At 47.6% G+C, this 13702-nt stretch carries 14 protein-coding genes; all 14 read right to left on the minus strand.

All coding sequences use genetic code 11. The features are described 5' to 3' along the window. Nucleotides 1-12 precede the first annotated feature (12 nt). Complete coding sequence (locus tag H5715_RS06165; protein WP_075187374.1) at nucleotides 13-903, minus strand: DMT family transporter; 891 nt, start codon at nucleotides 901-903, stop codon at nucleotides 13-15. A gap of 61 nt (nucleotides 904-964) precedes the next feature. Then, nucleotides 965-1144: a hypothetical protein gene (locus H5715_RS06170; protein ID WP_175574323.1), complete on the minus strand. Its 180-nt coding sequence runs from the start codon at nucleotides 1142-1144 to the stop codon at nucleotides 965-967. Nucleotides 1145-1270: 126 nt separating this feature from the next. Beyond that, nucleotides 1271-2446 (minus strand): patatin-like phospholipase family protein, encoded by a 1176-nt coding sequence (locus H5715_RS06175; RefSeq protein WP_075187373.1) that lies wholly within the window; start codon nucleotides 2444-2446, stop codon nucleotides 1271-1273. A 12-nt stretch (nucleotides 2447-2458) separates the two neighbouring features. Continuing rightward, entirely contained in the window at nucleotides 2459-2905 is a 447-nt protein-coding gene (locus H5715_RS06180) for an NfeD family protein (RefSeq protein WP_075187372.1), read from the minus strand. 14 nt (nucleotides 2906-2919) lie between these two features. Continuing rightward, on the minus strand, nucleotides 2920-3831 hold the full coding sequence (locus H5715_RS06185; RefSeq protein ID WP_075187371.1) for an SPFH domain-containing protein: 912 nt from the start codon (nucleotides 3829-3831) through the stop codon (nucleotides 2920-2922). A 49-nt stretch (nucleotides 3832-3880) separates the two neighbouring features. Further along, a complete protein-coding gene (locus H5715_RS06190) occupies nucleotides 3881-5479 on the minus strand; it encodes an AMP-binding protein (protein ID WP_075187370.1) in 1599 nt (532 codons plus the stop codon). Nucleotides 5480-5600: 121 nt separating this feature from the next. Next, on the minus strand, nucleotides 5601-7385 hold the full coding sequence (locus H5715_RS06195; protein WP_075187369.1) for an acyl-CoA dehydrogenase C-terminal domain-containing protein: 1785 nt from the start codon (nucleotides 7383-7385) through the stop codon (nucleotides 5601-5603). Nucleotides 7386-7541: 156 nt separating this feature from the next. Then, a complete protein-coding gene (locus H5715_RS06200; protein WP_083608196.1) occupies nucleotides 7542-8108 on the minus strand; it encodes a DUF4136 domain-containing protein in 567 nt (188 codons plus the stop codon). 51 nt (nucleotides 8109-8159) lie between these two features. Further along, nucleotides 8160-9230 carry an AraC family transcriptional regulator gene (locus H5715_RS06205; RefSeq protein ID WP_083608195.1) on the minus strand — a complete coding sequence of 357 codons (1071 nt, stop codon included), beginning with the start codon at nucleotides 9228-9230 and terminating at the stop codon, nucleotides 8160-8162. Beyond that, entirely contained in the window at nucleotides 9227-9481 is a 255-nt protein-coding gene (locus H5715_RS06210; protein WP_139309894.1) for a hypothetical protein, read from the minus strand. The genes H5715_RS06205 and H5715_RS06210 overlap by 4 nt, the downstream gene beginning before the upstream one ends. A gap of 32 nt (nucleotides 9482-9513) precedes the next feature. Continuing rightward, complete coding sequence (locus tag H5715_RS06215) at nucleotides 9514-9936, minus strand: hypothetical protein (protein ID WP_075187367.1); 423 nt, start codon at nucleotides 9934-9936, stop codon at nucleotides 9514-9516. Nucleotides 9937-9953: 17 nt separating this feature from the next. After that, nucleotides 9954-10568, minus strand: coding sequence for a transglycosylase SLT domain-containing protein (locus H5715_RS06220; protein ID WP_075187366.1), 615 nt, complete (start codon nucleotides 10566-10568; stop codon nucleotides 9954-9956). A 1-nt stretch (nucleotide 10569) separates the two neighbouring features. Further along, a complete protein-coding gene (ligA, locus tag H5715_RS06225; RefSeq protein WP_075187365.1) occupies nucleotides 10570-12603 on the minus strand; it encodes an NAD-dependent DNA ligase LigA in 2034 nt (677 codons plus the stop codon). Nucleotides 12604-12625: 22 nt separating this feature from the next. Further along, on the minus strand, nucleotides 12626-13663 hold the full coding sequence (gene zipA / locus H5715_RS06230; RefSeq protein WP_075187364.1) for a cell division protein ZipA: 1038 nt from the start codon (nucleotides 13661-13663) through the stop codon (nucleotides 12626-12628). Between the last annotated feature and the right edge of the window lie 39 nt (nucleotides 13664-13702).

Below are 13702 nucleotides of genomic sequence, written 5' to 3' on the forward strand. Positions count from 1 at the left end.
GTTAAAAGCCGGTCATTCGGCCGCCGGTTCAGGGCTTTCCAACGTCCCAGCTCTGCCGGCCTCGAGAAACGCTGCCGCCACCACAAGTAAACACCCTACCCATTCGATAAGTGATAAGCGTTCACCAGCCAAAATTAGCGCGGATATAACCGCTACAACAAGCTCAACAATGATAATGATTGAAGACTTCCCCGACTCCATTCGCGTTACCGCCCACTGGGACCCCAGGTTGGCGAAAAGAAGCCAGCAGAAGGTATACAAGAAAATCCAGCCCCAGCTGGCCGGAGCTAGATCCGAAGGCAAGGCTTGAACGCCAAATAGTATCAGCATTGCCGAAAGGAAGGCGCAGCCGTAAAACATGGCCGTTAGCTTAGGGGCCAACGGAAGGCTCTGCACACCGCGAAACACCATGTTATTCGCAGCAAAGAACAAACCAGAAAGCAGTGCAAAAATATCATTCCACGAGGGTGGACGAGCAAAAATTTCGAATGCACCAAGAATCAGAACTGCACCTGTCAGGGCACAAAAAACGCCCAACCATCGCACAGCGTCGGGCTGCTCCCCCAAAAAGAATTTACCGCCAAGTACCCCCCATACGGGAAGGAGGTAAAACAGTACCATTACACGGATAACATCACCGTAAATGAGCGCGTAGGTAAAGAATAGAATCGCACTTCCGCCGAACAGCGCAATGGCGAGCAACGATGTAAAATATTCCTTTATATAGTGTTTTAATTTAGAAAAGGGAGAAAACACCAGCGCTAAGGCGCCTTGAGAGATCAGTAACAAAGGGATTCCGTCCACTCCCTGCTGATGAATGAACTTCAGCGGCAACCAGGACAGGCCCCATAGAACAGAGGCCAAAACCAAGACAATGACCGGCAGAAATAGGCGAAATGGCATAAAGCATCCTCTAGAACTCACCCATTTCTGCGAGAGTAGATCAACATTAGCGAGTCAGTAATTATTCAGTGTAAACGGGACTTTTGATCAGCGAAAGCTTCTTAAAGTATTGGCGATCGACGGCCACAACGGAGTCGTACCCCTGCCAGTGGAAGGATTTGACCGTTACGGCGCTCAGTTTATAAGAATCGTACCCCAAATAAAGGTAGCCACTATCCTTTGATACGGTATTAATGCTCAAGTTTTTTTACAATAATATTTTTTTAACGCCGTTAGACAATAGAATAGAAATCCGATTTAGCTAGTCTCCTGGCTCATTATCGGTGCGGCCATGACTTTCGCTAGCCTGGCGACGTAAGTCGATACGCTATTCGCTAAGGGCATCCTGTTTATCGCCACGCTCGAAAAAATCTTCTATCGCTTGCCGTTCCCACATTGCATCCTGGTAACCCAACTCCATCAACTCATTGCAATACTCATGAGAAAACAGGAGGTAACTCGCCGCTGCTGACCCCCCGCCCCTGGCAGTAGCTCCGGTAGTGCGAAGAAAAAAGCGAAGACTCGAGGGCATATTGCGAACGCGCCGCCCGGCAATTTTATCCAGCGCTTTGGAGGGAGAAATAATGAGCGTATCAACAGGCCTTAACTGATCAGTTTTATCGCAGCGTTTATCATCAAGTAGGGATAACAATTGGTTAACACGTTCCAGTTGCTCTATATCACCCTCCAGCGCATCGATAAACGCACTGTTAAACATCTGCCCAACAATTTGCGCCATTGAAGGAGAGTGTTTCGGGCGAGGCTTATATTTATGGCCGCCCTCTCCCCAATGAGCTGGATTCCGATTTCCGCTGACACCGATAACAAAAACCCGATCCGCGCCCAGATGTAAAGCTGGGCTAATGGGCGCTATCTGACGCATTGCTCCGTCGCCAAAATATTCACGATCTAAAGGAACCGTCGGGAAAACGGTGGGAATTGCGGAAGATGCTAATAAATGGTCAACCGTTATCTCGCGGGGAGTACCCACCCGCCGGTAACGTCGCCATCCGCCTAGTGCAGGGTTCCCCTGAAAAAAACTAACGGATTCACCTGTACTATATCCAAGCGCAGTAATGCATAAGGCCTCCAACCGACCTTTAGCAATATTATGAGCGATATTATCAAACGGGATAATATCAGTGAGAAAATCGCGCAGCGGTGAGTTATCCAACAAAGCCAGGGGCTGCTTTCGCCCAACACCTTCATTAAATAGGGAGCTTCCAATTTTTAACGCACTGAGGATCAGTGGCCACCAGCCGGATTTAAAAACATTCTCTATTTCAAGATATTTCCAAGTATTAGCAAGGTCATATGCCGATTGTCTAAACTCGCCCGGATGAGCCGCCAGCGCCGTGGCATTAATAGCGCCAGCAGAGGTGCCGCAGATAATGGGGAACGGGTTATGAAGATTGGGCAGAATGTCTGCCAATGCCGTTAAGACACCCACCTGATAGGATGCACGGGCTCCACCACCGGATAAAATAAGAGCATTGGTCGACATAAGCTAAGTTTTTCATACGGGCTTAACTATCAGTGTAGCTCCTTCATAACCCGTTATCTCAACCAAAGCCCCCATTTCCAGATCCTCGTCACAAGATACGGTCCACAAGGCGTCGTGAATCTGTACCTTACCTGTCCCCGCCTGAACAGCTCGCACCAAAGCCGTTTTACTTCCAACCAATCGCGCCATTTTATTATTTAACAATGGATCTTCCGATTGAGTATTGTTCGGACGAACAAATTTCCAGTAAACATAGGTAATAATTACAGCCAAGACGCCGAATACTACAAACTGGATCTGCCAGGTAAGAGTCACCAGAGCAGATATTGCCGCCGTGATCAGGGCTGCGATACCAACCGAAAGTAAAAACCCTCCCGCTCCAAGCAATTCCAAACCAAGTAACAACAGCCCTGCAGCCAACCAAAACCAAGGGCCGATATATTCATTAAATGAAACCATTTAGCAAGGCCCTATTATTTTTTTACGCTGTCGAGAAGTTCTTTGATACCACTGATCGAGCCAATAACACTGCTCGCTTCCAGGGGCATTAATACAATTTTACTGTTATCAGCCGAGGCGACCCGCCCCAGAGCATCAACATATTTTTGTGCAATAAAATAATTAATCGCCTGGGGATTGCCTTTTGAGATTGCCTCACTTACATCCTGCGTGGCCTTCGCTTCAGCTTTCGCTTCACGTTCACGCGCCTCGGCTTCTAAAAATGCCGCTTCCCGCTTACCTTCTGCACTTAATATCTGAGCGCGCTTATCACCCTCGGCAACTTTAATGGCGGATTCTCGCTCACCTTCTGCCCGTAGAATCTGGGCACGTTTTTCACGCTCGGCCTTCATCTGATTAGCCATTGCGTCAACCAAGTCGCGAGGTGGCGTAATATCTTTGATCTCAATACGGGTAACTTTAATCCCCCAGGGATTCGTGGCTTCATCCACCTTAATTAAGAGTGCGGTATTAATTGCGTCCCGATTGGACAACATGGCATCCAATTCCATAGAGCCAACCACAGCACGAATATTCGTCATAACCAGGTTTTGCATTGCGCGTTCAAGATTGTTAACCTCGTATGACGCCTTTATTGAATCGATAATCTGGAAGAAACAGACCGCATCGGTTGTAACCATAGCGTTATCAGCACTGATCACTTCCTGCGGTTCGACATCAAGAACCTGCTCCATCACAATTTGTTTCTTACCTACCGCATCGACAAATGGAACAATAAGATTAAAACCAGGTTTTAACACACGAGTAAATCGCCCCCACCGTTCAACGGTCCATTCTTCACCTTGCGGCACGCTCTTCCAGCCCTTATAAATAATAATAGCCACAACAGCGATAAAAATTACCGCAACCGAACTAACATCAACCATTTTTCACTCCCGCTAAATATTTTATAATTAAATTCTGGTGTCGCTAAAATTAATCTCTTAGCTCCTTGCGCAAAATTTTCCCCACATTTGATTTTGGTAGCGAATCACGAAACTCTATTATTTTAGGGATCTTATAACGCGTAAGATTTTTACGACAATAGTTGTAAACCATTTCCTCAGTAACATTATCATTCGATGCGACCACAAAAAGCTTTACCATCTCACCACATTTTGGATCGGGTAAACCAATAGCCGCTGCCTCTATAATGCCGGGCATTTGGCAAATGGTCTCTTCAATATCATTCGGGTACACATTAAAACCGGACACAAGAATCATATCTTTTTTTCGATCGACAATGCGTACCCAACCATCCGCGTTTATCTCGGCAATATCCCCTGTTTTCAGCCAGCCGTCAGAATCCAATACATTTTTCGTTTCCGCTTCATTTTGCCAGTAGCCCTGCATAACTTGAGGGCCGCGTATACACAGCTCACCGGCCTCATCGACGACAGTGTTACCCTCATCATCAATTAACTTCAGTTCCGTTTCCGCGAGCGCGACGCCAGTATACCCTGCTCGCATATCATCCAGTAAATTACTGCAAACTACCGGCGACGTTTCTGTTAAACCGTAACCCTCACACACCTTGCACGCTGTTATATTTTCCCAGGCCTTTGCGGCGTCCTCGGTTAAGGCCATGCCGCCGGAGGCCGTTGCTTTCAAACGAGAAAAATCAACCGACTTAAATGGCTCATAACGACACAAAGCCGTAAATAGTGTGTTAATACCAGCAAATACTGTTATTTGGAAAGGTTTTATAGCCTTCACCAAGGCTTCCATATCTCGCGGGTTGGGAATTAATAGATTATGCTCGCCAAAAGAAAAGGCCGCCAACGCATGAACATTAAGCGCATAGATATGGTAGAGCGGTAAGCAGGCTACAAAAATTTCGTCACCTTCATCAAACGCCTGGGGTATCTGTGTAACTAATTGCCATACATTGTCGGCCATATTTTTATGACTGAGCATGGCACCCTTTGACACTCCCGTTGTACCTCCGGTGTACTGAAGAATCATTAGCGTATCGGGGGTAATGTCTGGTTTGGGAAAAGGCTTTGCCTTCGATCTCAGCGTCGTACGCAACGAAATTTGATGATCAAACTTAAATGGAGCAACCATTTTCTTGACATATTTAACAACCGTGTTAATTAGCCAACGTTTGGGTGCTGGATGCAAATCAGCAATATTTGTTACGATTACCGTTTCAACATCGGTTTGACGAATAATACTCGCTGCATTGTGCGCAATATTTGACAGCACAACCAAAGCCTTCGCACCACTATCACGTAGCTGGTACCGTGTTTCCCGCGGTGTATATAAGGGATTGGTATTAACGACGACCAACCCAGCACGCATGGCGCCATATAAAACCACGGGAAACTGGAGGATATTGGGAAGTTGGATGGCAATTCTATCGCCTGCCTGAAGACCTAAATCATTGCGCAAATAGCTAGCGAACCGCTCACTTAGAGCATCAATCTCGCTATAGCTAAGAGTATGCCCCAAACAACTGTAGGCGGGTTTATCAGGGTAGCGTCTAAACGAATGTTCAAGAATTTCTAGTGTATTTTTATATCTTGGTGTCAAAACAGGCTCCGAAAGTCTTTTATTCTGGGTATTGTTGGGCAGTAAGCAACGGCCTGCCGTGGCCTAAAAATAACCAGAAAACATCAAATTGCCAAGAAAAAATTTATTCGTTGGCAAATTATTAAAACTCGTCCTCTTCAAGCGACATAAGGTTACCAGCGCCAGACTTGATTGTAACAACCAGCGTACGGGTCCTCGGCAGCAAGCGCTCAAAGTAAAATCGTGCGGTTTTTACTTTTGAATCATAAAAAGCCTGTTCTTCGCTACCTGTTATCGACAGTGCTTCCTCCGCTGCGCGAGCCCAAAAATATGCCAGTGTGATATAACCGGAATACATAAGGTAGTCCACCGCTGCAGCACCTACCTCTTCTGGATCGCTCATTGCCGCCATTCCCACATGCATTGTCAGTTCGCCCCACTCTTTATTTAACTCGGCAAGAGGCTGAACAAACTCAGCCATAACGTCATTATTTTCGTTTGCCTGACAGTATTTGTGAATAATCTTCGTAAAACGCTTAAGCAACTCGCCCTCGCTCATCAGCACTTTTCGGCCTAGTAAATCGAGCGCTTGAATCCCGGTAGTGCCTTCGTAAAGCATCGCAATACGCGCGTCTCGAACGTTTTGCTCGACGCCCCACTCACGGATATATCCGTGTCCACCAAAACACTGCATGGCGAGGTTAGCCGATTCAAATCCGGTTTCGGTAAGAAAGGCCTTCGCTATTGGCGTTAATAACGCCAGCAAGTCTTCAGCCTCCGACTTTTGATCGCCCTCGGTATGCTGTTCAATGTCTACCAACTGGGAGGCATAGTAAATAAGCATACGTCCACCCTCTGCAAAAGCTTTCTGCGTCAGCAGCATACGGCGAACATCGGGATGAACAATAATAGGGTCGGCCGGCCCATCGGGGTTTTTCGCACCTGAAAGCGCGCGCATCTGCAACCGTTCACGGGTATAGACTAGTGATTTCTGATACCCCAATTCTGCGTGGGCCAACCCCTGTGTTGCTGTTCCCAAACGAGCAGTGTTCATAAACGTAAACATGCAGTTAAGGCCTCGGTTGGGAGGTCCAACCAAAAAGCCTTTGGCAGAGTCGAAGTTGAGTACGCAGGTCGCATTGCCATGAATCCCCATCTTATGTTCCAAAGAACCACAGCTTACCTGGTTGCGCTCACCAATATTGCCCTCACTATCGGGCAGGTATTTCGGAACAACGAACAGGGAAATGCCTTTGGTTCCCGCAGGGGCATTGGGAAGTCGGGCTAAAACAATATGAATGATATTTTCGGCTAGATCATGCTCACCAGCGGAAATAAATATTTTGGAACCGGTAATTGAATAGCTTCCATCCGACAAAGATTCGGCCTTGGTCTTTAACAAACCGAGATCGGTACCGCAGTGAGCCTCTGTCAAACACATGGTTCCGGTCCAGACGCCCTCAACAAGCTTTGTAAGATAGGCTTGTTTTTGCTCCTCGGTTCCGTGTAGCTCAAGTGTTTTCATGGCCCCATGAGACAAGCCCTGATACATGGACCAAGACCAGTTTGCTGTGCCGGTGAGTTCGTTTAGGACAGTTCCCAACGATTCGGGCAGCCCCTGACCACCGTGCTCAACTGAATGGCACATGGAGGGCCACCCCGCTTCAACAAATTGGGTGTAGGCTGCTTTAAAACCTACCGGCGTAACCACTTCGCCGTCGACCCATTTACAGCCCTGCTCATCACCAATAGCGTTGAGAGGCGCAATCACCTTTTCACAAAATTTGGCGCCTTCCTCAAGTACTGCGTTTACCAATTCTGGAGAACTTTCCTCTCCACTAGGTAGTTTGGCGCAATGAGCCTCGTAACCCAACAACTCATACAAAACGAACTGAATATCTCGCAATGGGGCTTTGTAGTCAGACATTCCTATCTCCTCTTGTGGTCTCAATCCCTGATATACAGTTTAGCTGTATTGGCAAATAGGTACATCACCGTTTGTGCTAACAATCGACTTCTTATAGCTGGATACACGAACACAAACGATGCAATTGCGAAAACGATCTAATTCTCTATCAAATAGCTAACCCTTTACAGCCTGCGGGGGAAAACGTGCGAATAAATCTTTCAGTAAACGCGCCACGCGAGCTTTGCGCTCTTCCGGCGTTGGATTTTTCCGGATTTTGCCTTCAGTCGAGCCACGCCATATAACATCGTCAGTTTTAGCATCAAGAATATCGACAATAATACTGCCCTGCTGGAAATAGGTGTTCTTCACTTCCGGGGTTTCAAGACCGTAGTGATAGCCATAACCGCCACGGAACATACCAAATGTTGCATTAAAGGTATCAACCTTCATACGTTCTTCTACCACAAGGAAAAAGCGCACTAAAAAGTCGGCCTGCTCTTTTTCCGCCAAAGTGTAGCGCTTTGCTAATTCAGCCGTCATTAACTGTTCAACCCGTTCAATTTCCAACTCGGAAACCTTGGGGTTTTCATATACTGATGTGTCTACGTCTAGCATTGCATAACGACGTAAATTGGAAAAATCGTAACCTTCGCGATAATCAACAGAAGATGGCTGGTTGGCGCAGCCAGAAATAAGGACGATCAGTGATAATAAACCTGAGAACTTCTTCAATAACGACATTACAGGTTCCTCTTTATTGTTTTAATGATTGGGTTTAAATAACGCTTCTCTCTAATGAGACACTAGCTTCCTTGTAGAGTTTTGATCTAACCGGGCTCTATACGCACCAGGCGTTTGTCCTGTCCATTTTTTAAACGACCTAAAAAATGCACTGGGCTCATCGAAACCCAATTTGTCTGCGATATCAGAACTGGATAATTCCTGACACGAAAGATAATAAATTGCAGCCTCCATTCGACAATCATCTTTCAGTTTTTGATAAGACGCCCCCTCTTTTGCCAACTGCCTGCGCAGGGTGGTCACAGACATGTTCAATTGGCTTGCAAGGTGTTCCGCAGACGGTATCGCCCGGCTTACATCGCGCTTTAAAATATTACGCACACGTTGCGCAAAGTTAAGCATTGATGGATCTTCGGTCACCAGGTGATAAGGCGCCGTGCTCAAAAATGCCATAACCGAATCACTATCCTGAACGAGCGGATACTCCAAACACTCTACGGAAAACGCAAAGCCATTCCGACTACAGTTATGAACAATATTGGCCCCGTGTACATAAGCCAATGGTTTTTCTACGTGCTCTTGAGAAAACGAAAGCTGGATAGAATTCAGGCGAATGCTTTTACCGGTTAACCATTCTGCAAATTTATGCCAAACAATAATAGAGGTTAGAATGGAGGATGGGTCAGCATTATTGATTAGCGAGTCAAACTCTCCCTGGGAGGAAGAGTGAACAGGCGCCATATAAACAATCGCTTCATTATTAATTCTTTCCAGGCGGATGCGAGTTTTCATCCCCCGGCAAATTTCAGCAAATTCACCTGCCCGTATAACCACCTGCTGTAAATTCATACAACTGAGCAACGTCAGACACATCATGCGAAAAGATCCCAAAGGGACTTTTTCGCCAACAAACATACCAAACCACTCATTTTCCGTTACACGCATCACCGCCTGATAAAGCAGGCTATAACAGCGACCGGTAATTTCGTCGTTTTGAGTGAGATCACTCCAGGTACATTGAGCAATTTCCAGTATTTCGTTTTTATCACACCCCGAGGCTTCGGCCTGCTCAAGCAGACGTATCGCATATTCGCTGGGAACCATAGGGGTCAACGTGTTCATTGTTCGGGATCTTTTTCTCTTGGTTTAAAGTGATCGTCATCGTCTCGATTATTCCACCAGCGTAACAACAATGCCAGCGGTGCGGTAATCAGCATTATTACAACAATTCCGGCCAGGCTAAACCACAGCGCAGTCAGCACTTTTTCAACGGGGTAACCAAAGCGAACCACCATCATCCAAACCGCTGCAGCACCCGCAAACAGGGTCACTAACAGATTAAACCGCTTATTAACTTTAAATCGTACTTTCAATTTTTACCTACTCAATCACTCAGCGAGTGCAATTATAAAAATGTATTTTCCTGCATCCACTCACAACTGACCTGCTGTATTCCAGCGCCAGGCACGTGGCAATCGGATCTGCTCTCCCAGGTAAAGGTATGAACACCGGTAAGCTCGGTTTCAAGGTGAACAACTGCAGATACCCAATACATTCGGTTAAGCAAGGATTCAAATTTTTCCATCCACTGCGCCCACTCGTACTCAATCGCCTTGTAAGAGGCACCAAAGTGCATAACTTCGGTTTGATAGCGCTCGCTGGATTGCTCAACTCGAGGAATGGCAAACATTTCCTGGCAAAGATGAGGCCATTCGTCTGCCCTGGGCAATGAGAGCATAGCCGCGCGATTTACGCTGCGTCTTTCTGCATTCTCATTAAAATGAATAGCATCTTTAATGCAACCGTACACTATCGATTCCTGATCCATAACGTTTAACCTTATTGTTAGAACGGCCACCACCAGGAGGAATCCAGGCGATCCTCACATTTTGCCAATTGTGATTGGTAGCGTCTTGCGCGTGTATCAACTTTGTTGGCAACGGCCACCAGCCATTTTTTCGATTTGTATGTGCGACGACTATAGCCACCGTGACCTTCGTGATAGGCAAGGTACAGGTTTTTAGTGTCACTCGCCGCAACTCTAGATTTCTTAACACTGATACTGTTATACCAAGCGACAAAATCGATAGCGTCGTCAAACTCATCTCTATCAGCACCCCAGTGACCGGTTTTGTCTTTATACCAATCCCAGGTTTCATCCTTAGCCTGGGAATAGCCATAGGCGCTACTTTTACGCGGACCAGGAATAAAACCCAGTATTTTCTTTCTTGGCGGCTTTGCTTTAGGTACAAACCGGCTCTCTTGATGCATTATCGCCATATTGGTTGATATCGGAATCCCCCAACGTTTGGAGGCTTTTTTGGCATCTTTATACCAGCCATCTTTCTCATCAAATATATGGCAGATATTATCCTGATGTTTGGGCGGCGAGGACGCACAAGCAGAGAGAACGCCGATCATCAAGAACACAACAACTGTTTTCCCCGAACGTAACAACATACTACAAAGACTCCATAAAACTCAGAAATGTGGCTTCATCCATAATTTCAATATTTAATTTTTCGGCCTTTGCCCGCTTTGCACCCGCACCGGGGCCGGCAACGACACAATGCGTTTTAGCTGAAACACTACCTGCCACTTTGGCGCCCTTTGCCAACAGCAGCTCTTTTGCGTGATCTCGAGTCATCGTTTCTAGGCTGCCGGTAAGCACATAGGTTTTACCCGCAAGCGGCAGATCCTGTTGTTCAACCGGATCAATTTCCTGCCAATGAACACCCGCAGTTTTTAAAGCCTCAACCGCCTTTAAATTGTTGTCCTGTTGAAAAAAATCATGCACAAAATGCGCGACCACCGGGCCGACATCATCCACCTCCATCAATGCCTCTATTTCCGCTTGCACCAACTTCTCCAGCGAGCCGAAGTATTGGGCAAGGTTTCTTGCCGTCGCCTGCCCAACCTCGCGAATACCCAGTGAAAACAGAAAGCGTGACAAGGTAGTTTCACGGCTAACATCTAAGGCTCTAAGCAGGTTTTCCGCCGACTTAAGCCCCATACGCTCAAGTCCGGCAATTTGTTCACAACTTAAGGTAAACAAATCCGCGACTTGGTGGATCAAACCTTCATCCACCAGCTGCTCAACCAGCTTGTCGCCCAGCCCATCGATATCCATCGCCTGGCGACTGGCAAAGTGTTTAATAGCTTCTTTTCGCTGAGCCTCGCAAACCAGACCGCCACTGCACCGCGCAACGGCTTCCCCCTCCAGAGTCTCAACCAAAGAGCCACATACCGGACAGTGTTCCGGAAAGCTGATCTCACGCCGATTTTCGCCATTCTTACCCGGCACCACGGCCACAACTTTAGGAATAACATCGCCAGCTCTGCGAACAATCACCGAATCGCCAATTCTTACACCTAAACGCTGTATTTCATCGCGGTTGTGCAGCGTTGCATTCGAGACGGTTACTCCGCCGACAAACACCGGTTCCAGACGGGCAACTGGCGTAATAGCCCCCGTGCGCCCCACCTGAAACTCAACATCATTCAAGCGGGTAATTTCTTCCTGAGCGGGGAATTTGTGGGCGATAGCCCAGCGCGGCGCACGGGAAACAAAACCCAACCGCCGCTGCAGAGGGATGCTATTGACCTTAAAGACGATACCATCGATATCGTAGGCCAACCCTGCCCGCCTTTGCTCAAGCTGAGCATAGTAATTGAGACACCCCTGCACACCATCCACCACGCTCAGCTCTTCACTGACGACAAATCCCCAGCCCTGTAACTGCAGAAGTATCTGCGCATGGGCACCCTTAAGCTCACCTTCAACATAGCCAACGTTGTAGGCGCACATAACTAACGGTCGACGGGCAGTAACGGTAGAGTCCAGCTGGCGTAAACTACCGGCAGCGGCATTACGTGGGTTTACGAAGATTTTTTCCCCGCGCGCGATAGCCCGCTGGTTAAGCTGCTCAAAACCCCGCTTGGGCATAAATATTTCGCCGCGAACCTCAAGCACCGCAGGATAATCGTCGCCCTGTAAACGCAGAGGTATGGAACCGATAGTACGCACGTTCTGGGTAATATTTTCACCCGTTGTGCCATCACCACGGGTTGCCCCGCGCTCCAACACACCGTCGCGATAAAGCAGGCTAACGGCAATACCATCAAACTTCGGTTCACAGCTGTATTCGAGCTCATCTGCTTGCTTTAACCTTTCTTTTAAACGCTTATCGAACGCCTGCATATCCTCTGCGCTGAAGGCATTATCCAACGACAACATCGGCATTTCATGGAGAACCGTCTCGAATTCCGTTAAAGGCAAAGCGCCAACCCTTTGAGTCGGCGAGGATTCGGTTAATAGTGGGGGAAATGCCTGCTCCAGGCTTTTGAGTTCCTGAAAGAGCCTGTCGTATTCCGCATCGGGTATCTCCGGCTGATCTAGGAGGTAATACTGTTTGTTGTGATAATTGAGTTGATTTGTTAATTCGTGACAGCGTGCGACAACGTCGGCAGGTGGCTGCTGATCTTGGTTACTCATGAAAATCTCTCTGCCGAATAGATCAAGCTCTCGCTAACCGTTGCTTTCGCTCGTATTCCACTACGCGCTGACGGTCATATTCGATGGTTTGTTGGGTCATCACACTGCGATTTTTATCTTTAAGCTCACCGTTTAGCGCTAGCGCGAGAGCCTTCGCGGTAGCCGCCATATCGTCGTAAGCGCGAATACTCAGACCTTCCGGGAGCTCCCCATCTTCATCGGTAATCTCCAGCGGCAAACTTAAGAACAAGCTAACACCGGGAGTCTCGAACTCTTTCATTTTGGCGAGATTAAACGTACCGGGCACAACCATATTGGCAAGACTATAGAGCACGGGACCATCGCCATCATCATTAATATGCCGGTGAAAAATGTCCATCGCACCCAACCTCATGCCATCCTCCATTAGGGCAGACAATAATGCCTCACCCTCAAAGCGCATACCTGACCGAGCCATCACATTAATAATCAGCACTTCATCGGGCTGCTGGAAACTCGGCTCGTCCGGCGCAGTTTTGCGGGGTTCCTTCTTCGCTTCTTTTTTTACCTGCGCGGCTTTGCGGGTTTCGTTCTTCGGTTCTTCTCTTACCGGCACGGGTTCGGGATCTCGAACCTCTTGCGCGGGGACATCATCATCCAGAGACTCCAGATCGCCCAGTACCGGCTCGTTTACACGCTCCAGTTCCTCCTCCATTACAACACCCTCAGGCGCCTCTTCTGCGACAGAATCCATCAGCATGGGGACATGCTCGTCCAGATTTAGCGTTACCTGCTCGGGGATACGATTGGGCGCTCCCACGGTGATTTTTTTAGAAAGGTAGGTTTGCTTGAGGTTCTGATTAACCGATGTCGCGTGCTCGGGATCCCGATACTCGGCAACCCGCGCACCACCAGAGGGGAACTCGCTGGAACTGACAGCCGTTTCTACTCTGCTATCAGCCTTTTCGGCATTTTTTGACAGCTGCAGGCTCGCACGCCGCGATTGCCGCATTCTGCGAAAACCGTCCAACAGTATACCTACAATTAGCAAAACGATTATAACCGTTAACCAATCTCGCATGCCTTATCTCTTCCCCCTAAAAATCTTTATATAACAGTT

Source organism: Teredinibacter haidensis, assembly GCF_014211975.1.
Taxonomy (GTDB): Bacteria; Pseudomonadota; Gammaproteobacteria; order Pseudomonadales; family Cellvibrionaceae; genus Teredinibacter; species Teredinibacter haidensis.

Bases quoted from the DNA above. Each gene is read 5' to 3' on its own strand.
- H5715_RS06185 (WP_075187371.1), bottom strand. From the start codon at position 3,831: ATGGTTGATGTTAGTTCGGTTGCGGTAATTTTTATCGCTGTTGTGGCT.
- H5715_RS06175 (WP_075187373.1), bottom strand. From the start codon at position 2,446: ATGTCGACCAATGCTCTTATTTTATCCGGTGGTGGAGCCCGTGCATCC.
- H5715_RS06205 (WP_083608195.1), bottom strand. From the start codon at position 9,230: ATGAACACGTTGACCCCTATGGTTCCCAGCGAATATGCGATACGTCTG.
- H5715_RS06180 (WP_075187372.1), bottom strand. From the start codon at position 2,905: ATGGTTTCATTTAATGAATATATCGGCCCTTGGTTTTGGTTGGCTGCA.
- H5715_RS06200 (WP_083608196.1), bottom strand. From the start codon at position 8,108: ATGTCGTTATTGAAGAAGTTCTCAGGTTTATTATCACTGATCGTCCTT.
- H5715_RS06220 (WP_075187366.1), bottom strand. From the start codon at position 10,568: ATGTTGTTACGTTCGGGGAAAACAGTTGTTGTGTTCTTGATGATCGGC.
- zipA (WP_075187364.1), bottom strand. From the start codon at position 13,663: ATGCGAGATTGGTTAACGGTTATAATCGTTTTGCTAATTGTAGGTATA.
- H5715_RS06215 (WP_075187367.1), bottom strand. From the start codon at position 9,936: ATGGATCAGGAATCGATAGTGTACGGTTGCATTAAAGATGCTATTCAT.
- H5715_RS06195 (WP_075187369.1), bottom strand. From the start codon at position 7,385: ATGTCTGACTACAAAGCCCCATTGCGAGATATTCAGTTCGTTTTGTAT.
- ligA (WP_075187365.1), bottom strand. From the start codon at position 12,603: ATGAGTAACCAAGATCAGCAGCCACCTGCCGACGTTGTCGCACGCTGT.
- H5715_RS06165 (WP_075187374.1), bottom strand. From the start codon at position 903: ATGCCATTTCGCCTATTTCTGCCGGTCATTGTCTTGGTTTTGGCCTCT.